The 21,012-nt window shown below is 71.4% G+C and carries 16 protein-coding genes and 1 pseudogene; 7 read left to right on the forward strand and 10 right to left on the reverse strand.

Annotated features, from left to right (window positions below; all coding sequences use genetic code 11):
- Positions 1-26: 26 nt before the first annotated feature.
- Positions 27-737: a M56 family metallopeptidase gene (locus AS97_RS41215; protein WP_330790868.1), complete on the reverse strand. Its 711-nt coding sequence runs from the start codon at positions 735-737 to the stop codon at positions 27-29.
- 197 nt (positions 738-934) lie between these two features.
- Positions 935-1,303 (reverse strand): BlaI/MecI/CopY family transcriptional regulator, encoded by a 369-nt coding sequence (locus AS97_RS41220; RefSeq protein WP_059147558.1) that lies wholly within the window; start codon positions 1,301-1,303, stop codon positions 935-937.
- Between the two features lie 156 nt (positions 1,304-1,459).
- Between AS97_RS41220 and AS97_RS41225 the strand changes: the two are divergent.
- Positions 1,460-1,993: pseudogene (locus AS97_RS41225) on the forward strand (TerD family protein); the annotation flags it as partial.
- A gap of 93 nt (positions 1,994-2,086) precedes the next feature.
- Here AS97_RS41225 and AS97_RS41230 read toward each other — a convergent pair.
- Positions 2,087-2,944, reverse strand: coding sequence for a hypothetical protein (locus AS97_RS41230; protein WP_210566689.1), 858 nt, complete (start codon positions 2,942-2,944; stop codon positions 2,087-2,089).
- Positions 2,944-4,212 (reverse strand): VWA domain-containing protein, encoded by a 1,269-nt coding sequence (locus AS97_RS41235; protein WP_210566690.1) that lies wholly within the window; start codon positions 4,210-4,212, stop codon positions 2,944-2,946. Before AS97_RS41235 ends, AS97_RS41230 begins: the two co-directional genes overlap by 1 nt.
- 168 nt (positions 4,213-4,380) lie before the next feature.
- Between AS97_RS41235 and AS97_RS41240 the strand changes: the two genes are divergently transcribed.
- Together AS97_RS41240 and AS97_RS41245 are read left to right on the forward strand one after the other, a co-directional pair.
- Complete coding sequence (locus AS97_RS41240; RefSeq protein ID WP_210566691.1) at positions 4,381-7,185, forward strand: alpha/beta fold hydrolase; 2,805 nt, start codon at positions 4,381-4,383, stop codon at positions 7,183-7,185.
- Positions 7,182-8,036, forward strand: a complete 855-nt coding sequence (locus AS97_RS41245) for an ABC transporter permease subunit (protein ID WP_210566692.1) — start codon at positions 7,182-7,184, stop codon at positions 8,034-8,036. The genes AS97_RS41240 and AS97_RS41245 overlap by 4 nt, the downstream gene beginning before the upstream one ends.
- A gap of 100 nt (positions 8,037-8,136) precedes the next feature.
- Here the strand turns inward: AS97_RS41245 and AS97_RS41250 are convergent, their stop codons facing one another.
- Positions 8,137-9,318 carry an FAD-dependent monooxygenase gene (locus tag AS97_RS41250; protein ID WP_210566693.1) on the reverse strand — a complete coding sequence of 394 codons (1,182 nt, stop codon included), beginning with the start codon at positions 9,316-9,318 and terminating at the stop codon, positions 8,137-8,139.
- Between the two features lie 712 nt (positions 9,319-10,030).
- Between AS97_RS41250 and AS97_RS41255 the strand changes: the two genes are divergently transcribed.
- The 3 genes from AS97_RS41255 to AS97_RS41265 all read left to right on the forward strand — a co-directional run bounded on the left by AS97_RS41255 (position 10,031) and on the right by AS97_RS41265 (position 14,349).
- Positions 10,031-12,325 carry a glycosyltransferase gene (locus AS97_RS41255; RefSeq protein WP_236670355.1) on the forward strand — a complete coding sequence of 765 codons (2,295 nt, stop codon included), beginning with the start codon at positions 10,031-10,033 and terminating at the stop codon, positions 12,323-12,325.
- Positions 12,322-13,578, forward strand: a complete 1,257-nt coding sequence (locus AS97_RS41260; RefSeq protein ID WP_059147587.1) for an acyltransferase — start codon at positions 12,322-12,324, stop codon at positions 13,576-13,578. The genes AS97_RS41255 and AS97_RS41260 overlap by 4 nt, the downstream gene beginning before the upstream one ends.
- A gap of 246 nt (positions 13,579-13,824) precedes the next feature.
- Positions 13,825-14,349 (forward strand): extensin, encoded by a 525-nt coding sequence (locus tag AS97_RS41265; RefSeq protein ID WP_247204655.1) that lies wholly within the window; start codon positions 13,825-13,827, stop codon positions 14,347-14,349.
- 11 nt (positions 14,350-14,360) lie between these two features.
- Here AS97_RS41265 and AS97_RS41270 read toward each other — a convergent pair whose 3' ends face one another.
- The 5 genes from AS97_RS41270 to AS97_RS41290 form a co-directional block, all read right to left on the reverse strand.
- Positions 14,361-15,254 (reverse strand): lysozyme, encoded by an 894-nt coding sequence (locus tag AS97_RS41270; protein WP_210566694.1) that lies wholly within the window; start codon positions 15,252-15,254, stop codon positions 14,361-14,363.
- An 82-nt stretch (positions 15,255-15,336) separates the two neighbouring features.
- Positions 15,337-15,984, reverse strand: coding sequence for a TetR family transcriptional regulator (locus AS97_RS41275; protein WP_210566695.1), 648 nt, complete (start codon positions 15,982-15,984; stop codon positions 15,337-15,339).
- A 10-nt stretch (positions 15,985-15,994) separates the two neighbouring features.
- Positions 15,995-18,157 carry a xanthine dehydrogenase family protein molybdopterin-binding subunit gene (locus AS97_RS41280; RefSeq protein ID WP_210566696.1) on the reverse strand — a complete coding sequence of 721 codons (2,163 nt, stop codon included), beginning with the start codon at positions 18,155-18,157 and terminating at the stop codon, positions 15,995-15,997.
- A complete protein-coding gene (locus AS97_RS41285) occupies positions 18,154-19,155 on the reverse strand; it encodes a xanthine dehydrogenase family protein subunit M (protein WP_210566697.1) in 1,002 nt (333 codons plus the stop codon). The genes AS97_RS41280 and AS97_RS41285 overlap by 4 nt, the downstream gene beginning before the upstream one ends.
- Complete coding sequence (locus AS97_RS41290) at positions 19,152-19,739, reverse strand: 2Fe-2S iron-sulfur cluster-binding protein (protein ID WP_086709667.1); 588 nt, start codon at positions 19,737-19,739, stop codon at positions 19,152-19,154. The genes AS97_RS41285 and AS97_RS41290 overlap by 4 nt, the downstream gene beginning before the upstream one ends.
- Positions 19,740-19,790: 51 nt before the next feature.
- Between AS97_RS41290 and AS97_RS41295 the strand changes: the two genes are divergently transcribed.
- Positions 19,791-20,942, forward strand: a complete 1,152-nt coding sequence (locus AS97_RS41295) for an XdhC/CoxI family protein (protein WP_125759668.1) — start codon at positions 19,791-19,793, stop codon at positions 20,940-20,942.
- Positions 20,943-21,012 lie beyond the last annotated feature (70 nt).

A 21,012-nucleotide genomic window follows, 5' to 3' on the forward strand; every position in this document is an offset into this window, starting at 1 on the left:
GCGGCCACCGAGGCGCGCGGGGGTCGTTACCCCATCCCGGGGACGCAGCCGAGCAGAGGGGGCAGGACCGGTGCGGCCACGGCGGCCGCCACCACCGCACCGCGCAGCGCCGGATGCGGGCGCCGCCGGGCCTCCAGCATCCGCCGCAGCCGGATCACGGCGTCCGGTCCGCCGACGCTGAAGGCTCCGCCAGGAGCATCCCCCGCCGCCATCGCGTACAAGGCGGAGACGAGCGCTTCACGTGGATGGCGGCGCAGGGCCCGGTCGTCCGCGGCCATCTCCAGCAGAAGTGCCGTCTGTGTCCTGGTCTCGCGCGCCAGCGGCAGCCACCGGAACACCCGGGCGAACGCCTCGGTGGCCGCCAGCGCCAGATGGTGGCGGCCCGCGATATGCGCGCGCTCATGCTCCAGTACGGACTCCAACTGCGCGGGGGAGAGCAGTCTCAGCGCGCCCGCGCTCACGACGATCCGCGGCCTGCGGCCGGGCAGGCAGTACGCCGCGGGCGTGTCATGGTCCAGCACGGTGGCGCGCCATCGCGCCGAGCGCCGCCCGACCATGTCCAGTACGCCCCGGTGGCGGGCGCGAACGCGCCGGGCCCGTAGCAGCTCATGTGCGAAGCAGACGAGCGGAAGCAGGGCCACCAAGGCCGGTACCGCGATGGCCGGAACGCCGACCGGGCCCGTGCCCGGGATACGGGCGTCGAACGTCAACCCACAGAACCGGAGCAAGCCGGACATTCCATTATGAAGAGGCCAAGTTGGGGTGACGAGGTGATAAGTGGTCAGAGCCAGTGCGATGGTGAACGACAGGACTAATCCATGCCAAACGGCAATCGCCAAACCGGGTGCGCGATACGGCCAGGCGCTGCGCGCCAGTGCCTTCGGGGCCACCGAGCCGACCACGGCGGCGTAGCAGCCCAGTACGAGGGCGGCCGTCACGCCTGGGTCCGCCGACCCGCGGCCCGCAATGCCTTGCGCAGCGCGCTGACCTCCTCCGGGCCCATCTGCTCGACGAAGTGGGCGAGGGCGGCGGAGCGGTCCTCGCTGGTGCCGAGCGCGTCTTCCATCAGGGCGGCGGTGTACTCCTCGCGGCTGCGGACCGGTGAGTACACCCACGCCCGGCCCTCCTTGGCGCGCAGCAGCCAGCCCTTGTTGTAGAGGATGGAAGCGACGGTCATCACCGTGGTATAGGCGACCGGGCGGTGCTCATTGATGTCGTCCACGATCTCCCGCACTGTGGTGGGACGCTGCCAAGCCCAGAGGCGGTCCATGATCTCCGCCTCGAGCTCCCCCAACCGTCGCATGGACGCTTCCTTCCGCCGTTAGTACGGAGGCCCATAGTAGAGACCCCTCGGGGAGGTCTCGCACGCGGCCGTCAGGAAATCCCCAACTCGCCCTGCCCGCGATAGGCTTGACGCCACGCGCATTCAACATCCGCACGGTTCGAGGGAAGGGAAGTCCGGGTGACTGGTCTCAACAAGGGGCTTCGGAAAATCGAGGTGGCGCTCAAGTGGGATCCGAGTCCCACCGGTGAGCCGCCCCATGATCTCGACATCGTGGCGGGGACGTACCGCGCCGCCGATCCGTACGGTGAGCCCGCGTATCTCGTCCACTTCGACAGCCGCTCACCGGACGGCACCATCAACCTCAACAGGGACAGCCGCACCGGTCAGGGCCTTGGCACCGACGAGTCCATGACCCTCGAACTCGAACGGCTGTCGTCCGAATACTCGCGGGTGGTCGTCGGGATAGTCATCCAGCCGAGCTCGGGACGGAAGGCGTTCGGAGATGTGCCGAACACCAGCGTCCGGATTCTCAACGGATACACCGAGCTGATTAACAGCGACTTCACCGGTGTCGCAGAAGCCACTGCCGCCACGGTAGCGGTATTCACCCGGGACGACTCGGGGGAATGGGGAATGCGGAGCGCTATTCGTGGATTCGACACGGATCCCGAAGAGTTTGGGCGGCTCATGGGCCAGGACTATTCCTGAGGTTCCCGGCGACCGGGGTCCGGTGTGGTGCGCGGCCCGCACGGTGAAGGTGCGGGCCGCGCGCCGATTCCGGACATCGGGTCAGCTATCGGGTCAGGCGTCGCTCGGCGGGCGGCCCGGGAAGCGCGGCCCCCGGGTGAGGGTGTACCCGCCCACCCCGGCGAGCGCCGCCAGCGCCGCGCCGATCACGGTCCACACCCATCGGTCCGACCACCAGCCGGAGCCCCAGTCGTCCTCCGGCTCGGCGACCGCGTACGGGATGCCCCCGTCCTTGTCGTCAGCGGAATCCGAGGACGTGTCGCCCGACGGCTCGGCGTCCGTGCCCGGGGCCGTGCCGGACCGCAGCACCGGATTGAGCGGGGTCACATCCCCGCCGTCGGCGTGCGCCCCGCCCGCGTCCGGTACGGACGCCTCCACCTCGGCGTCGATCGGCAGTCCGAGGTCCTCGGCGGGCAGATCGACGACGGTGAGCCGCACATAATAGGCGCCCTGCAGAGGGTCGTTGGCCCAGCGCTCGGACCAGGACCGCACCTGGCGCAGGGTGCAGCTCACGGTGACCGACCCGTCCTGCTGGGCCGCTCTGCGCGCCGGGGTGCCCGAGGCGCACGGCTGGTGGCGGCGCAGACCGTCGTAGACATCGAGCTGCCAGGTGGCGCTGCCGTGCCGGCTGGCAGCGTCGGGCAGCTTCAGCTCCGCCTCGACCTTGGGGATCTGCCCGGCGGCGGCCGGGAACACCCAGTACAGATAGTCGCCGGTGGAGGCCGCCGCGGTGGCCTTCTGACCGGGCTTGATCTCGGTGGCGGTACGGAAGTTCGTGCCCGCCTCGGTGGGGGCGCCGTCCTTCGTGTCGGCCGCGCTGTCCGCGCCGTCCGCGGCGGCCGGGACGGCGGCGGTCAGCCAGGCGGCGGCACACAGGGTGAGCGCGGCGCCCACGGTACGCAGGGCTCGCATCAGTTGGACCTCCAGACGGTGACACGCCAGCGGGCCAGCCAGCCCCACAGCAATCCCGCGAGCAGCCCGCCCACGGTGAGCACGCCCAGCAGCATCCAGCCGCGGCCCAGGCCGAAGGCGGCCACATCGGCGGGCGGATCGTCGTTGCCGACCACATCGACGGCCAGCTCCACCGGAAGGCCCGGAGCGCGCTTGACGGAAGCGGGCGCGGAGAAGGACTGGCTCAGCTCCAGGCACACCGTTCGCGCGGTCTCGTCCTCGTCGTCGTCCACATCCGCGACCGGATAGCGCAGCCCGCTGGAGAGGACGTCCGTACGGCCGCTGCCCGCCTCGCTGCCGCGCACCAGCTCCCGGCCACCCGGGGTCATCGCCCGCAGCAGCACGCCGTAGTCCGGGTCGACAGCGCGGTCCACGGCCACGCTCGCCGAGGCCCGCAGCTCCTGACCGGGCGCCACGCGCATCCGGTACCAGCGGTGTTCGCCGAAGCTCTCCCGGTCGCTGTAGAGGCCGGAGCCCAGGTACGGGGCCTTCGCGCACTGTGTGGCGCCCTGCACCGGCGTGGGCGTCTGCACGGGGGTGTCGGCGGAGCGCCGGACCAACTGCTTGATACGGCTGGAGAGCTGGTCCCGGTGCTGGATCGCCGTATAGGTGCCACCGGTGGCCTCGGCGATGCAGCTGAGCTGCTCGCGGACCTTGCGGTCCAGCGTCAGCCCGAGCGTGTCGACGACCAGGTGGGTTCCCTGGGCCGCCAGTTCACGGGCCACATCACACGGGTCGGGCTGACCGCAGGAGTCCTCGCCGTCCGTGATCAGCACGATCCGGCGGGTCCCGTCGCCGCTGGAGAGGTCCTTGGACGCGCCGCGCAGCGCGAGCCCGATGGGCGTCCAGCCGGTGGGGCGCAGTGTGGCGACGGCCGCCTTGGCCTCGGTGCGGTCCACCTGGCCCACCGGGTAAAGCTGCTCGCTGTCCCGGCAACCGGCCACGCGGTCCTTTCCGGGGTAATTGGCGCCGAGGGTGCGGATGCCCAGCCGCACCTCCTCGGGAGTGGCGTCCAGCACCTCGTTGAACGCCTGTTTCGCTGCCGCCATCCGGGTGTCGCCGTCGACGTCGCGGGCCCGCATGGAGCCGCTGACGTCGAGTACCAGTTCGACCTTCGGGGAATCGGAAGCCGGTTCGCCGGCCATGGCGGCGGGAGGGGATATCAGGCCGCAGGCGAGGGCCGCGAGGAGCCCCAGCGCGCCTGTTGCCAGACGTTTCTTTATGATCACCGGCGCATCTTATGGAGCTTCATCTGACGGATCCAAAAGCCCGGCCGCCGCGGCCGGGGGCATACCGCGCCGGGTGTACGGCAGGTGTCCGGGTACTCCCCCGGGAGGGGACGAGAATCCGTCTGGTGTCAGCTCCGGCGTTCGCATCCTCCTCTTAGGGTTGCGGGTATGGATCTCCGAAAGACCCGGCTGCGGGGCCGGCGCCTGGCCGCCGCCGTGGCCGCCGCGGCCGTCCTCGCGGGCGCGGGCACCTGGGCGGCCGCCGCCTCCGACGACCGGCCTGCCGTGCACCGCCAGGACCGCGTGCTGGACATGCCGGGGGCGCGCATCGACACCTCGTACTTCACCTCGGGCTCCGGCCGCAGGCCCGCGGTCCTGCTCGCCCACGGCTTCGGGGGCAGCAAGGACGACGTACGCGACCGGGCCGAGGAGCTGGCCCGCGACGGATACGCCGTGCTCACCTGGTCGGCGCGTGGATTCGGCAGATCCACGGGGAAGATCGGGCTGAACGACCCGGACCATGAGGTGGCCGATGCCCGGCGGCTGATCGACTGGCTGGCGAAACGCCCCGAGGTGCGGCTCGACGGCCAGGGCGACCCCCGGGTGGGCGTCGCCGGCGCCTCCTACGGCGGGGCGATCTCCCTGCTCGCGGCCGGATACGACCGCCGGGTGGACGCCATCGCGCCCGAGATCACCTACTGGAACCTCGCCGACGCGCTCTTCCCGAACGGTGTCTACAAAAAGCTCTGGGCCGGGCTGTTCTTCACCACCGGCTCGGCCGATCTCTCCCAGGCCCAGGGAGACCAGGAGGACGCGAACGGCGGGGGAGGAGCGGGCGGCGGAATGGGCCAGTCGGGCGCGGGCGGCGCGAACGGCGGGGCGGGCCAGGGAGTCCGGGCGGACCCGGGAGACGCGAACGGCGAACGGGGCGAGAGCGGTGGGAAGACCCTGGGAGGCCAGGGCTGCGGTCGCTTCGAGAAGCGGCTGTGCGAGATGTACGAGCGGGTCGCGGTCGCCGGAAAGCCCGACGCCGCCGCCCGCCGGCTGCTCGAGGCCCGCAGCCCGTCCGCCGTCGCCGGCCGGATCAAGGTCCCCACGCTGATCCTCCAGGGGCAGGTCGACTCCCTCTTCCCCCTCGGCCAGGCCGATGAGATGGCGAAGTCGATCCGGGCCACCGGGGCGCCGGTCGCCGTCGACTGGACGGCCGGCGGACATGACGGCGGCGACCGCGAGACCTCGCGCGTGGCGGCGCGCACCCACGCCTGGTTCGACCGCTACCTCAAGGGCGACAAGGGCACCGACACCGGTCCCGCCTTCCGGATCAGCCGCACCGGCGGCATCGACACCACCAACGGCGCGGTCCAGCTGCGCGGCGCCGACGGCGACCGCTACCCGGGCCTGAGCGACGGCACCCGGAAGGTGGCACTGCCCGGACGCGAGCAGTCGTTCGCCAACCCGCCCGGGGCGGGGCCGCCCTCCATCTCCACGGTGCCGGGCGTGGCCGGGCTGTCCCAGGCGTCCTCGCTCGGCGTCGGCCTCTCCCTCGACGTCCCGGGCCAGTTCGCGCGGTTCGACTCGGCGCGGCTGGACCGGCCCCTGCGCATCACCGGATCGCCCGAGGTGAAGGTGCGGGTCAAGGCCGACACGGACGACGCCGTCCTGTTCGTCAAGGTCTACGACGTGGGACCGGACGGCCGGCAGGTGCTGCCCGAGCAACTGGTCACGCCGCTGCGCGTCACCGGCGCGAAGCAGGGCCGTACCGTCACCGTCCGGCTGCCCGCCGTCGACCACGAGCTCATCGCGGGCCATCGGCTGCGGCTCGTCCTCGCCTCCACCGATCTCGGCTACGCTTCCCCGACCGAGCCCGCCACCTACACGGTCGGGCTCGTGGACGGCGGCCTGACGGTTCCCACCGCGCCCGCGGTGCACACCCAACCCGCCCCGCTGCCCGCCTGGGTGTGGGGGCTGCCGCTCGCCGCGGCCGTGGTGGCGCTCGGGCTGGTGCTGACCGGCAGGCGGCGTACGGCCACTCCCGCACCCGATCCCGAACTGGCCGGGGTGCCCCTGCAGATCACCGGTCTCAGCAAGCGCTATGCCAAGTCCGCCGACCGTTACGCGGTACGCGAGCTGTCCTTCCGCGTCGAGAAGGGGCAGGTGCTCGGGCTGCTCGGGCCCAACGGCGCGGGCAAGACCACCACCTTGCGCATGCTGATGGGGCTCATCGCCCCCGACGAGGGCGAGATCCGTGTCTTCGGCCAGGCCATCAGGCCCGGCGCGCCCGTGCTCTCCCGCGTCGGCGCCTTCGTCGAGGGGGCGGGCTTCCTGCCGCATCTGACCGGCAGCGCCAACCTGGAGCTGTACTGGCGGGCCACCGGCCGTCCCGCCGCCGACGCCCATATCGAGGAGGCGCTGGAGATCGCGGGCCTGGGCAGCGCGCTGGAGCGTGCGGTGCGCACCTACTCCCAGGGCATGCGGCAGCGGCTCGCCATCGCCCAGGCCATGCTGGGCCTGCCCGATCTGCTGATCCTCGACGAACCGACCAACGGCCTCGACCCTCCGCAGATCCGCGAGATGCGCGAGGTGATGATCCGGTACGCCGCCGAGGGGCGCACCGTGATCGTTTCCAGCCATCTCCTGGCGGAGGTCGAGCAGTCCTGCACCCATCTGGTCGTCATGGACCGGGGCCGGCTCATCCAGGCGGGCCCGGTCGGCGAGATCACCGGTAACGGCGGCAGTGTGCTGGTGGGCCACGAGGGCGAGCTGAGCGACGTCCACGTCGACAAGGTGAACGCGCTGCCCGGTATCGCCTCCACCGCCCACACCGCCGACGGACTGCTCGTCCAGCTCGACGGGACCACCCCGGCGCGGCTGCTCGCCGAACTGGTGCGGCTGGAGATCCCGGTGACCAGCTTCGGGCCCAACCGGCGCCTGGAAGACGCCTTCTTGACGCTGATTGCAGGAGGATCCGCGTGAACTCCCTGTCCCAGGTCGCGCCCGGCTACCGGGCCCATCACACCCTGCCGCTGCGGGTCGAGGCCGTACGGCAGCTGCGCCGTCGCCGGACCCTGGTCATGGCGCTGGTGCTGGCGCTGCTGCCGTTCGTCCTCGTCGCCGCGTTCGCCATCGGCGGCGCCCCGGAAGGGCGGGAGGACCGGGTCACCCTGATGACCACGGCCACCGCCTCCGGAGCCAACCTCGCCGCCACCGCGCTGTTCGTCTCGGCCGCCTTTTTGCTGGTGGTGCCGGTGGCGCTGTTCTGCGGTGACACCGTGGCCTCCGAGGCCAGCTGGTCCTCGCTGCGCTATCTGCTGGCCGCGCCCGTGCCCCGGGCCCGGCTGCTGGGGAGCAAGCTGGCGGTGGCCCTCGCGTTCAGCGCGGCCGCCATGGTGCTGCTGCCGCTGGTCGCGCTCGCGGTGGGCACCGCCGCATACGGCTGGGGGCCGCTGCGGATGCCCACCGGCGGTGAACTGCCGATCGGGGACGCCCTCGTCCGGCTCGCCCTCGTGGTGGTGTACATCTTCCTGTCCCAGCTGGTCACGGCCGCCCTCGCGTTCTGGCTCTCGACCGTCACCGACGCACCGCTGGGCGCGGTGGGCGGCGCGGTGGGGCTCACCATCGTGGGCAATGTGCTGGACGCGGTCACGGCGCTCGGCTCCTGGCGCGACTTCCTGCCCGCGCACTGGCAGTTCGCGTGGGCGGACGTACTCCAGCCCCATATGGAATGGGGCGGAATGGTGAAGGGCGTCTCGGTGTCCGTCGCCTATGCGCTGGTGCTCCTCGCGTTCGCCTTCCGTGGCTTCGGCCGCAAGGACGTGGTGTCCTAGCCGGCCGCGGGGCCACGGGGCCACGGGGCCGCGGGGCCACGGGGCCACGGGCGGCACGGGGCCACGGGGGGCACGGGGCCACGCCCGTCGGGCGGCCCGGTCAGTAGTCCTTGAGCGCATAGGAGTTGACCACCTCGTAGAAGCCGTCACCGATATCGGTCGGGTTGGTGTCGGGCTCCTGCCCGGCCGAGGCGGTCTCCGCGTCCTTCCGCGCCTTGTGGTCCAGCGCGATCTGCTGGTTGGCCGCCACATAGCCCCGAAGCTCGCGCTCGTAGGCGGCGAAAGCCGCGGTGTGGTCGCCGCCTGCGGCCTTCAGCTCGCCCGCCAGGACATAGGCGCCGACCATGGCCACGCTGGTGCTCTGCCCGGACATCGGCGAGCCGCAGTAGCCGGCGTCGCCGACCAGGGCCACCCGGCCACGGGACCAGGAGTCCATATGGATCTGGGCCGCCACGTCGAGGTGGAAGTCGGGCGCCCCCCACATGTACTCCAGCAGCCGTGGCATCTCCCAGCGTGCGTCCTTGTGCAGCTCGGCCACCAGCCGCTTCTGATCCGAGACGGTCCGGGAGCCGAGGAACTCGGCGGGCGGTTCGTCCGAGTCGATGCCGATGTAGACCCGGACCTCGGTGTTCTCGCGGACACTCATCACCATGCCGCCCCAGACGTCGCCGGGCATCTGGTAGATGACCTCCCAGCGGTCGAGGCCCAGATAGTTCGGTGCCGTCCACACGCCCAGATAGCCCCCCATATGGCGAAGGAACTGCTCCTCCGGGCCGAAGACCAGCGCCCGGGTGGAGGAGTGCACCCCGTCGGCCGCCACCACGATGTCGAAGGCGCGCGAACCGCCCCGGTCGAAGGTGACCGCCACCTCATCGGGCCCCTGGGCGAGCGAGGCGATCGAATCGTTGAAGAGGTACTCGATCCCGTCGCCGCCCGCGGCCAGCAGAACCGAGGACAGATCGTCCCGGAGAATCTCCACGTCGGGGCTGTCGAGCCGACCGCCACTCGCGGTGCGCTCGGTGGTGCTGAACAGCTCCTTTCCGTCGCCGTCGACCATCGACATACCGCGCAGCCCGGTGCGGTGCGCCCGGATCTCCTCCAGCACACCCATGCGCGCGCACACCTCCAGCGCCGGGCCTCGTACGTCGATCGCCTGTCCGCCCGGTCGCGGCCGCGCGGCGCGCTCCACCACGGTGACCTGGAAGCCATGGCGGTCCAGCCAGTAGGCGAGGGCGGGCCCGGCGATACTGGCGCCGGAAATCAGGACCCGGGTATTGCGCATGGTGTTGTCCCTTCCGAATTCAACCACCGAATGTGGTGCCTGGAAAAAGACTGGCCGCAGGTACCGACACCGCACCGACGTGGCGCCGACGCCGGGTCGATGACCCGCCGACGCCCCACCGACGCCGCACCGACAGGGCTCCGACCCCCCCGCGTCGTGGGGGAGTTGAGACCGGTGGCGATCGGCCCGTCGGCACGCGGAACTCTCTCATCGGTTAATGAGAGTGTTACTTCGGTGTGTTGTGTGGTTCCGTAGTGATCGATGAGACTAAGGATTCCGACCGGTCAGCCCAAAAGATCGGTCGGCCCGCACTGGTGACGTTCGGTCCGCCCCCCACGATCCGAACAGGATGGGACCTTATGCGCAATTCGCTGGAGCACGTTCGCGTGTCCCCCGCCGCCGTCACGTCCGTCTGCCCGAGACCCCGCCGGAGACCTCACCTCTCCCCGCGCGGATCGGCCACGGTCGCGGCGTAGCCGCCTCTCACCACTCACCGAACGGCGGATCGCCCCGGCCTTCCCGGCGACGCCGTGCTCCGGCCTGCCCGTAGACGCATGCCCATGCAGGCATGCCCGCGGGCCACGTGGTCTGCCCTGACCCCGGCCGGAATGTCCGCGCGCCCACGGCCCGTTCGGTGACGCACGTCTTCCAGAAAGGAACCACTCAGGTGCTTACTTCGCACCACCCACGATCACGCGACTACCAGCAACCCGTGCCCGCCGCTCGCGGCGATGTGGCGGGACCGAGCGGGCGGGTGCTGGCGGTCGGCACACCGGGCCCCAGACTCGATCAGCTGACCCGGACACTCGTCTCGACCGGGCATGAGGTGAGCCATGCGGCGCCCGGCGACGTCAGCCGTCAGATGCGGCAATCCCCTCCGGACGCGATCGTCGCCCTGGACGACGCCGACGACGGGCTGGACCTGATACGCGAGGTCCGCGCCGTGCCCGCGGGACAGGCGCTGCCCCTGCTCGTGGTCACCTCCGACCCCGGGCCCGTCGGCGTCGCCGACATGCTGCGCGGCGGCGCCGACGACTGCGTACCGGACAGCTCCGACCCCGTCGAGCTCTCCGCCCGGATCGAGGCCAAGCTGCGCCGGGTCCCGGTCCCCGTCGAGAATCTGCTGCTCGACCCGCGCACCGGTCTGTACTCCCAGCCCCACTTCCTGGGCGAACTCGACCGGGAACTCAAGCGGATCGACGACAGCCGCGTCGGCGGTGTCGTCGCCATGGTCGGCGTCGCCGAGATAGCCGCCCTCGAAGCCCGACTGGGGCCTCGGGTGCGCCGTGAGGTCGCCGAACGTCTCGCCGGAGTGGCGGAGAAGCTGGGCGGTGTCTGCGACCGGCTCGGCTGGGACGACGACGGCCATCTGCTGATGCTGATGCCCGGGGTGGACGAGGACACCGCGCGCGACGAACTGCAGAAGTTCGCCAACGCCGTGGCCGGGACCCGCTTCGTGGTCGCCGATGAGAACGTACGGCTGACCCCGGCGATCGGATGGACCCCGCTGGCCGACTGCCCGGACCGCGCCCAGGCCGTCGCCAACTCCCGCAACGCGGTCGAGGAATCGATCCGCCACCGGGATCTGCGGCCGGTCAAGTACGCGGCGTGGATGCGCGGCAGCCACCGCCGCCGTCGCCGCCCCCTGGCCACCGCGCTCCGCGCCCTGCTGTCGGCGCTCTCGCCCATCCTGGTGCTTGCCTTCGGCGTGGGCATCCCGTTCGTCTTCTACCAGCAGATGTACGAACTGGGCTGGGACGTCGGCTCGGCCGCCTACTGGGTCGTGGTGTCCGGGCTGGTGCTCTCCGCCGCGATGATCGTGCTGGAGTGCCTGTTCGCACTCGACGCCAAACCCCGGCCCGAACGGCCCGCACAGCCGTATCCGCCGGCCAGCGCGGTCATCGCCGCGTATCTGCCCAATGAGGCCGCGACCATCGTCGACACCATCGAGTCCTTTCTGCGCCTGGACTACCCCAACGAGCTGGAGATCGTGCTCGCGTACAACACGCCGCACCCCATGCCCGTCGAGGAGACCCTGCGGGAGATGGCCCGCCGCGACCCGAGGCTGGTGCTGATGCCGGTGGCGGGCAGCACCTCCAAGGCGCAGAACGTCAACGCCGCGGTCACCCGGGTGCGCGGTGAGTTCGTGGGCATCTTCGACGCGGACCACCACCCGGTGCCCGACGCCTTCCAGCACGCCTGGCACTGGCTTTCAGGCGGCTACGACGTGGTCCAGGGCCACTGTGTGATCCGCAACGGCGAGAGCTCCTGGGTCTCCAAGCTGGTGGGCGTGGAGTTCGAGGCCATCTACGCCGTCAGCCACCCCGGCCGGACCCGGCTCTACACCTTCGGTGTCTTCGGCGGCTCCAACGGCTTCTGGCGTACCGATCTGCTCGCCCGCACCCGGATGCACGGCACGATGCTCACCGAGGACATCGACTCCTCGATGCGCGCCCTGCACGAGGGTGCCCGGATCGCCACCGACCGCACGCTCATCTCGCGTGAACTGGCGCCCACCACCCTCAAGGCGCTGTGGAACCAGCGGTCGCGCTGGGCTCAGGGCTGGCTCCAGGTGTCGCTGAAGTATCTGTGGCGCGGACTGCGCTCGCCGGCCTTCACCGCCCGCCAGAAGGCGGGGCTGGTGGTGCTGCTGGGCTGGCGGGAGATCCAGCCGTGGCTGACCCTGCAGATCCTGCCCGTGCTGCTGTACTCGGCGTGGCGGGCGGGCGGCGTGGACCAGCTCGACTGGGCGGTGCCGGTCTGCCTGCTGGCCACCTTGTTCACCCTGTCCGCCGGGCTGGTCCAGGCGCTGTTCGCATGGCGGCTCGCGGTCCCCGAACTGCGCCGCCGCAGGGCGTGGTTCTGGCGGTATCTGTTGGTGTCCACCTTCTTCTACAGCCACTTCAAGAACATCGTGGCCCGTCAGTCGCTCCTCAAGGAGGTGCTGCGGGACCGCCAGTGGCGGGTCACCCCGCGGCCCGGCGAGAAGGCGGTGAAGCGGACATGAGCACGGTGTCCACGACCCTCACCACCGTGCCCGCCGCCGTTCGCCGGCCGGTCAACGGCACGCCCGCCAAGGGCGCGCCCTCCCGGAACCGGAGGAACGCGGAGATCCAGGGCTTCCGGGGCATGGCGGCGCTCCTCACGGTCGTCTTCCACGTCTGGCAGCAGTACTTCACCTACGACCGGGACGGCGCCCACTCACCGGTGCCCAACCGGTACGCGAACGCGCTGGTGTCGCTGGAGGTCATCGACTTCTTCTTCGTCCTGTCCGCGTATCTGCTGACACTGTCCTACGCACGGGCGGCGATCGACGGGGGCTCGACCCGCCCCGGCCGGGTGTTCCTCTTCCGGCGCGCCATCCGGATCATCCCGCTGTACTTCCTGGCGGTCCTGTGCGTCTGGGCCACCCGCAACCCCACCCTGCCCGGCGAGTGGTCCGATCTGGTGCACCATCTCACCTTCACCCAGGTCTTCGACCAGGAGCAGATCTTCTACACCATCGGCCCCACCTGGTCGTTGTCCCTGGAAATCATGTTCTATCTGGCGCTGGTGGGACTCGGCCCGCTGGCCGCCCGCGCCTGCCGTCCGCTGCGCAAGCGGGCCTCCCGGGTGGCGGTGTGCGCCGCCGGATGTGCCCTGCTGTACATCGGGCCGTTCATCTGGATCGCGGTCGCCCGCTATGTGCTGGAGATTCCGCATACCGAATGGCCGGTGTACTTTGGACCGCAGGCCCGCTTCGGAGGGTTCGCTGCGGGCATGGGCCTGGCCGTGATGATGGTCGCCCTCGGCGACCGGGGCCGGCTCCACGCGAAGGTGGCGATCCCGCTGCGGGTGGCCGCCCTCCTGGGGCTGTATCTGCTGTCCTGGTCCGGTACGGAGGCGGAGGACTTCCCCACCACCTTCTACCATCCGCTGTCCGCCCTGCTGTGGATGCTGCTGCTGTACAGCACCATCCATGTGCGGCGGCAGGGGCGGTGGCACAGGTGGCTCACGGTCCGCTGGCTCACCGGTGCCGGGCTGGCCAGCTACAGCCTCTTCGTCTGGCATGAGCCGATCATGCTGGGCCTGTACAACGCCGGGCTGCTGCCACCCGACGGCCAGGCGGGCTTCCCGCTGGCCGTGGTCATCGTGCTGGTGGTGGCCGTGGCCGCCGCCGCGGTGAGCTATTGGCTCATCGAGTATCCGGCGAGCCTGCTCGGCAAGCTCAAGGACGGTCAGGGCCGTTCACGCGACTTCTATCCGGAGGCCGCGCGCTAGCCATGGACAGACGTTCCCCGGTGTACGGGTGGCCGTACACCGGGGGGCCATGGTTATCATCTCGCTCATTCTTTACTCTGTAGCACGTGTGCGTCGGACATCAGTCCCTCTCGGAACCGGGCCTTCCGGTGCACTGCACCCAACCCATGCCATAACGGGGAGACCAGCGAAATGGGTCGACACAGCCGACCGACCGCCGCTCAGCAGGCGCGTACCACGACGCTCAAAGCGGCTACCGCCCTCGGAGTGGCCGGAACCATAGCCTTCGGCCTCCACTCGACGGCCGGCGGTGACAAGTCCGCGCAGGCCCGCTCCGATGTGAACACACAGCAGGAGCAGGCGCCGCACATCGACCCCGCCGTCGACCACTCGCCCTCACAGAGCCATGTCTCGCCCAGCGAGTCCACGAAGCCGAAGCTGATCTCCGACGACACGGACTCCGCCACTCCCGGTGGCGGGGCGACGGACCGGAGCGCCGGCGCGCAGCGGCCCACCACCCCGGCCACCCCCGACGCGGCCCCCTCCGAGGCCGCGACCACCCACGCGGCCCCCACTCCGGCGCAGCGGGACGACCAGGTCCCCTCGGAGCCCTCCTCGCCCGGCGAGACGACCCCGAGCGCCGATCCGACCACCCCCTCGCAGCAGCCCAGCCAGCCGCCGCAGTCCACCCCCGGCGGGGGCGGTCACCACGGCAAGGGTCTGGTGGGCGGTCTGGTGGACGGTGTCGGGGACACGCTCGACGGAGTGCTGGGCGGTGTGCTCGGCGGCTGAGCGCCGCCGCCTCACCCTGTGGCCAGCGCCTTGAGGCCGGCCAGGCTTCCGTTGAACCTGTTGTGGTCGCCCACCAGCGGTCCGGTGGAGGTGTACTGCCACAGGGTGTGGGTATCCCAGCCGGCCGGCAGGGCCCCGGGGGTGGCGGCGTACCGCGCCAGCCACAGTGGGTTGCGCTCGGCGAAGGCGGCGCTGTTCCCGGTGCACGTCTTCCACCAGCCGGTGGCCGTGTAGATCACCGGCTGGCGTCCGGTGCGCTCCTTGACCCGTGCGGTGAAGTCGCCGATCCAGTCCACGATCTGGGATGCGGTCAAGCCGTAGCAGGTTGCTCCGTACGGGTTGTACTCGAGGTCGAGGACGGGCGGCAGTGTCTTGCCGTCGTCGGACCAGTCGCCTCCGTTGCTCACGAAGAAGTCGGCCTGACGGGTGCCGCTGGAACGATCCGGCAGGGCGAAGTGGTAGGCGCCGCGGATCATGCCCTGCTGGAAGGAGCCGTTGTACTGCGCGGCGAACGAGGGGTTCTCGTAGGTCGTGCTCTCGGTGGCCTTCACATAGGCGAATCGGACGTTGTCGTCCCACAGGGCCGCCCAGTCGACCGAACCCTGATGGTCGCTGACATCCACACCCTCCACTGAGCCCGCTCTGGTGGCCCTGGGGGCGGCGCCGGGGCCGGACGTCTCGTGGCGGGCGATCGTCGAGCCCATCCAGTCCCGCTCGGGGTGCGGGACGGATGCGGGGGCCGGGTCGGTACCGGCGTCGTGGTCGGGGTCGGCCGTCCCGGCCGTGGCCGGGACGAGGGTGGCGAGGACGGCCGCGGTGACCGCCACCCCCAGTGCGCCGATGGCGTGCGGCGAGCGCAGACGCGAAGGGGCCCGGTGGGCGCCCTTACCGGATTTCAGGGACATCTGTTCCTCCGATCCGTTCCGCAACGACGGTATGCGCGCCGAACGAAGAACGTGAAGCGGAACGGGAAATTCTGTCCCTCCGTCAGCGGTCCCGTGCCACCTCGCCGACGGGCCGCGAAGGCACGCCGTAGCCCGCTACCAGCGCCCGGGCGGCCTGGGTCGCACGGGTGGCGACCCCCTCGACCACATCCTTGGGATCGCCGAACTTCCCTTCCAGCAATTGGGCGACATACCCCCGGGCGAGTGCATGCAGCGCGTCGAGCAGCGCCACGGCCGTCGCCGGTCCCTCGCCGGGAGCGATCACCTCGAACGCGCTCGGCAGCAGCAGATCGACGAACTCCCTGGTGCTGTCCCGTAGCTCCGGATGGGTGGCCCGCAACCCCGGGGCGAACAGGATGTCCAGCCCGCCGCGGTAGCGGGCGGCCGCGCGAACGAAGCTGCCCGCCACCGTCGCCAGCCGCTCCTGAGCGGAGCCGGTCTCGGCCGCGGTCTCCAGGTAGATGGCCCGCAGCCGCCGCGAGACCTCCAGCGCGGCGGCCGCGAGCAGCGCGTCACGGTCGGCGAAATGGCGGTACGGGGCACCGGGGCTGACACAGGTGCGGCGCGCGGCCTCCGCGACGGAGAAACCGCGCACCCCGACCTCGTCGATGATCTCCAGGGTCGCCTCCACCAGCGCGGCGGCCAAGTCGCCGTGGTGGTAGGTGGCGCGTCCCTTCGGGGTGGGTGCCATTCGGGTGACCCTACCCGACCCCAGGCTCCGGCTCGCCGGCCCCTGGCCTGCGCCTTTCGGCGGACCGGGCCACCCGAAGCGCCTCCCGCGAGCGCTCGATGCGGATCGGCAGATCCCGCACCCGCTCGCCGGTGGCATGGTGGAAGGCGTTGCCGATGGCCGCCGCCGCGCCCACGATGCCCAGTTCGCCGATGCCCTTGGCACCCACCGGGTTGGAGGTGTTGTCGGTTTCCTCCAGGCACACCACGTCCAGCCGCGGGACATCGGCGTGGGCGGCGATGTGATACCCCGCGAAGTCGTGGTTGGCGAAGTCGCCGAAGACCGGATCGACCTCGCCGATCTCCAGCAGCGCCATCGACAGACCCATCGTCATGGCTCCCAGGAACTGTGAGCGCGCGGTGTGCGGATTGACGATCCGCCCGGCCGCGAACACGCCCAGCATCCGGTCCACCCGGACCTCACCGGTGTCGCCGTCCACCCGCACCTGGGCGAACTGCGCCCCGAAGGTGTGCCGCGACAGATCCGCCCGCTGCCCCAGGTCCTCGGTGGTGTCGGCCACCACCTCAAGACCGCCGTCCGGGACCACACCCGCGTAGACGTCCAGCTCCTTGAGCAGCGCACGGCACGCCTTGTCCACCGCCCAGCCCCAGGAGGCGGTGCCCAGTGAACCGCCCGCGAACGGCGCCATGCCCAGGGACGCGCGGCCGATCTCCAGCCGCAGCCGCGACACCGGAATGCCCAGCGCGTCCGCCGCCACCTGGGTGAGGGCGGTGCGGGCACCCGTGCCGAGGTCGGCCGCGCCGACGCGCACCCGGAACGTCCCGTCCTCCTCGGCGCGCGCCACCGCGGAGGAGGGGAAGGTGTAGTCCGGGTGGTGCGAGGCGGCCACACCGGTGCCGACCAGCCAGCGCCCCTCACACCGGGTCCCCGGCGTCGGATCGCGGTGCTCCCAGCCGAAGCGCGCCGCGCCCTCGCGCAGGCAGGCGACCAGGTTGCGGCTGCTGAAGGGCTTACCGCTCTCCGGGTCGTTCTCCGGCTCGTTGCGGATCCGCAGCTCGATCGGGTCCATGCCCAGCGCCTCGGCCAGTTCGTCGACGGCCGACTCCAGCGCGAACATCCCCGGGGTGTGGCCGGGCGCGCGGAACCAGGCGGGCGTCATCACATCCAGTGGCGCCACCTTCACCGTCGTGCGGGCGTTGGGCGCCGCGTACATCATCCGTGTCGAGGACACCGTCTGGTCGGCGAACGGCACCAGGGCCGAGCGCTGCTGCACCGACTCGTGCTGGATCACCGACAGCCGGCCGTCGCGCCCGGCACCCAGCCGCACCCGCTGGATCGTGGGGGAGCGGTAGGGGATCAGCTGGAACATCTGCTGCCGGGTCAGGGCGATCTTCACCGGCCGCCCGACGGCCCGTGCGGCGAGCGCCGCCAGCACCGTGGGCGAGCGCGGAATGCCCTTGGACCCGAAGCCCCCGCCGATGTACTCGGCGACGACCTCGACCGCACTCAGCTCGATCCCGAACAGCGCGGACAGCAGCTGCGCGCTCATGTACGGGCCCTGATCGGAGTTGAACACCGTCAGCCGGTCCTCGTCCCACACCGCGATGGTGGCATGCGGCTCCATCGGGCTCACATGCTCGACCGGGGTGGTGTACGTCTGGTCCACCCGCACCGGAGCGTCGGCCCACGCCGCGTCGGCGTCACCGCGCTCGACCAGGCCGGCACTGCCGTCGGTCACCGTCTCGGCGATCTCCAGCCGCTCGTCGTCGGCGCGCAGCACCACATCGTGCGGCTCCCGCTCATAGCTCACCCGGACCGCCGCCGCACCCTCGCGCGCCGCCTCCAGCGAGGTGGCCACCACGGCGGCCACCATCTGGCCGTGGTAGGCCACCTGAGGAGACTGCAGTACGAAGAGGTCCGCGCTCGCCTCCGCCTCGGCGTTCAGCCGCGGGGCGTTGGTGTGGTCGAGCACCGTCAGCACACCGGGCAGGGCCAGCGCCGGGGCGGGATCCACCTCCGTCACCCGGCCGCGGGCGATGGTGGCCTGCACCGGCCACACGTAGCTGACGCCCTGAGTGGGGAACTCATAGGCGTAGCGCGCCGCGCCGGTCACCTTGTCCAGGCCGTCGACCCGGGTCATCGGGGCGCCGACGCATCGCGAGACGGTGGTCATGCGCGATCCTTCCTCGCGATGAGGTCGCGGACGCCCGCGACGATCAGATCAATGGCCAGGTCGACCTTGAAGGCGTTGTCCGGCAGCGGCCGCGCCTCGGCCAGCTCGGCCCGGGCCGCCTCCCGCAGCGTCTCCTCGTCCGGCCGGCTGCCGCGCAGCCGCTCCTCGGCGATCCGGGCCCGCCATGGCCGGGGTGCCACCCCGCCGAGGGCGATCCGCACGTCCCGGAGCGAGCCGTCCTCCGCCACGGAGACCGCGGTGGCGGCGCTCACCAGCGCGAAGGCGTACGACCAGCGGTCACGCACCTTGCGGTAGCGCATCCGGGCGCCTGGCGGCGGCGCGGGCAGCTCCACTGCGGTGATGAGGTCGCCGTGGTCCAGGACGGTCTCCCGGTGCGGTGTGTTGCCGGGCAGCAGATACAGCTCCGCCACCGGAACGGTGCGCGTGCCGCCGTCCACGGACCGCAGATGCGCCACCGCGTCGAGCGCCACCAGTGCCACCGCCATGTCGGAGGGGTGGGAGGCCACGCAGTGGTCGGAGGTGCCCAGCACGGCCAGATCGCGGTGCGCACCCTGGATCGCCGGGCACCCGGAGCCCGGTTCGCGCTTGTTGCACGGCTTGGTCACATCCTGGAAGTACCCGCAACGGGTGCGTTGCAGCAGATTGCCGCCCACCGTGGCGACCGTGCGCAGCTGCCCGGACGCCCCGGCCAGCAGCGCCTGGGACAGCAGCGGGAAGCGCTCGCGGATGCCCGGATCGCCCGCCAGAGCGCCGTTGCGCACGGTGGCGCCGATGAGCACGGAGCCGTCGTCGCGGTGCTCGATCCGGTCGTACGGCAGCCGGGAGACGTCGATGAGCAGCCCGGGACCGGTGACGCCGAGCTTCATCAGATCCACCAAGTTGGTGCCCCCGCCGAGATAGGTGGCGTCGGGGCGCTCGGCGATCAGCGCGGCGGCCTCGTCGGCGTCGCCCGCGCGGGCGTAGGCGAACTCCTTCATCGGGCGCTCCCGACCGTGGCAGTGTCCTGGGCGCCCTCGGCGCCCGCGGCCTCCAGCACGGCCTCCACGATGCCGTTGTACGCACCGCAGCGGCACAGATTGCCGCTCATGCGCTCGCGCACCTCCCGCGCGTCCAGCTCCGCGACATCGGCCACCCCGGCGGCGGTGTCCTCGGTGACATGGCTGGGCCAGCCGCGCTCGGCCTCGCCCAGGGCCCCGATGGCGGAGCAGATCTGGCCGGGGGTGCAGTAGCCGCACTGCAGCCCGTCGTGGTCGAGGAAGGCGCGCTGCACCGGGTGCAGCTCCCCGCCGTCCGACAGAGCCGCCACGCCCTCGATGGAAACGATCTCCCGCTCCTCGGCGGTCACCGCGAACACCAGGCAGCTGTTCACCCGCTCACCGTCGACCAGCACCGTGCAGGCCCCGCACTGACCGTGGTCGCAGCCCTTCTTGGTGCCCGTGAGCGCCAGCCGCTCGCGCAACACATCGAGCAGGGTCGTCCGGTTGTCGATGGTCATGGAGTGCGGCGTGCCGTTGATCCGCAAGGTGATGTCGCTACTCGGTGAGTGATGTGAGAGGCTCATACATTGAATGTATCAACCTCTTACATGGGTCGGCGAGGAGATGTGGATTCCATGCGGGACGTCGTAGCGCAGATGCACCGATGGTGGGGCGAGGGAGAGCCGTTCGCCCGTGCCACGGTGGTGGCGACCTGGCACTCCTCCCCGCTGCCGCCCGGGACGAGCATGCTGGTCGGGCCCGATGGCGCCGCGATCGGCAGCGTCTCCGGCGGCTGTGTCGAGGGCGCCGTCTACGAACTGGCGCAGGAGGTGACCGACAGCGGCAGGCCCGTGCTGGAGCGCTACGGAGTCAGCGACGACGACGCCTTCGCGGTCGGGCTGACCTGCGGCGGAATCATCGATGTGTATGTGGAGCGGGTCGATCCCGAAGGCTTCCCCGAACTGGGCGAGGTGGCCACGGCGGTGGCCGCGGGGGAGCCGGTGGCCGAGGTGATCTGCGTGGCCGTCGACGGGCCCGACCCGGAGGGGCGGCTGGGCCGCCGGCTGGTCGTACGGCCCGAGGGCAGCTCGGGCTCCCTCGGCTCCGCGCGGCTGGACGCGGCCATCGCCGAAGACGCGCGCGGACTGCTGGCCGGCGGGCGCACCGAGACCCTGCGCTATGGCTACGACGGCACCCGCATGGACGAGGAGCTCACCCTGTTCGTCTCGGTCCACGCCACCCCGCCGAGGATGCTCGTCTTCGGCGCCGTGGACTTCGCGGCGGCCATGGCCCGGATCGGCGCGTACCTCGGCTACCGCGTCACCGTGTGCGACGCCCGGCCGGTCTTCGCCACCGCGCGCCGCTTCCCCGAGGCACACGAGGTGGTGACCGACTGGCCGCACCGCTATCTGCGCACCGAGGCGGAGGCGGGCCGGATCGACGAACGCACGGTGGTCTGTGTGCTCACCCACGACCCGAAGTTCGATGTGCCGCTGCTGGACGTCGCCCTGCGCCTGCCGATGGCCTATGTCGGCGCCATGGGCTCCCGCCGCACCCACGACGACCGGCTCCGCCGGTTGCGTGCCACCGGTCTCGGCGAGGACGCGCTGGCCCGGCTGGCCTCGCCGATCGGCCTGGACCTCGGCGCCCGCACTCCGGAGGAGACCGCGATCAGCATCGCGGCCGAGATCATCGCCGACCGAGGGGGCGGCAGCGGCGCCCGGCTGACCTCCCTGAGCGGCAGCATCCATCGCCCGCGGTCGATGCGGCCCGCGGCCGGAGACTGAACCGGGGTCACGGCGCGGGCCGGGGGTCGTCACAATGGTTCCCGGCCCGAATGGATGTAGGAGGAATCGA

This window comes from Streptomyces sp. AgN23 (genome assembly GCF_001598115.1).
Taxonomy (GTDB): domain Bacteria; phylum Actinomycetota; class Actinomycetes; order Streptomycetales; family Streptomycetaceae; genus Streptomyces; species Streptomyces antimycoticus.

What these genes read in the sequence shown, in the direction of transcription:
- AS97_RS41215 (WP_330790868.1), bottom strand. Translation starts at nt 737, where the DNA reads ATGTCCGGCTTGCTCCGGTTCTGTGGGTTGACGTTCGACGCCCGTATC.
- AS97_RS41220 (WP_059147558.1), bottom strand. Translation starts at nt 1,303, where the DNA reads ATGCGACGGTTGGGGGAGCTCGAGGCGGAGATCATGGACCGCCTCTGG.
- AS97_RS41230 (WP_210566689.1), bottom strand. Translation starts at nt 2,944, where the DNA reads ATGCGAGCCCTGCGTACCGTGGGCGCCGCGCTCACCCTGTGTGCCGCC.
- AS97_RS41240 (WP_210566691.1), top strand. Translation starts at nt 4,381, where the DNA reads ATGGATCTCCGAAAGACCCGGCTGCGGGGCCGGCGCCTGGCCGCCGCC.
- AS97_RS41250 (WP_210566693.1), bottom strand. Translation starts at nt 9,318, where the DNA reads ATGCGCAATACCCGGGTCCTGATTTCCGGCGCCAGTATCGCCGGGCCC.
- AS97_RS41260 (WP_059147587.1), top strand. Translation starts at nt 12,322, where the DNA reads ATGAGCACGGTGTCCACGACCCTCACCACCGTGCCCGCCGCCGTTCGC.
- AS97_RS41270 (WP_210566694.1), bottom strand. Translation starts at nt 15,254, where the DNA reads ATGTCCCTGAAATCCGGTAAGGGCGCCCACCGGGCCCCTTCGCGTCTG.
- AS97_RS41275 (WP_210566695.1), bottom strand. Translation starts at nt 15,984, where the DNA reads ATGGCACCCACCCCGAAGGGACGCGCCACCTACCACCACGGCGACTTG.
- AS97_RS41280 (WP_210566696.1), bottom strand. Translation starts at nt 18,157, where the DNA reads ATGACCACCGTCTCGCGATGCGTCGGCGCCCCGATGACCCGGGTCGAC.
- AS97_RS41285 (WP_210566697.1), bottom strand. Translation starts at nt 19,155, where the DNA reads ATGAAGGAGTTCGCCTACGCCCGCGCGGGCGACGCCGACGAGGCCGCC.
- AS97_RS41290 (WP_086709667.1), bottom strand. Translation starts at nt 19,739, where the DNA reads ATGAGCCTCTCACATCACTCACCGAGTAGCGACATCACCTTGCGGATC.
- AS97_RS41295 (WP_125759668.1), top strand. Translation starts at nt 19,791, where the DNA reads ATGCGGGACGTCGTAGCGCAGATGCACCGATGGTGGGGCGAGGGAGAG.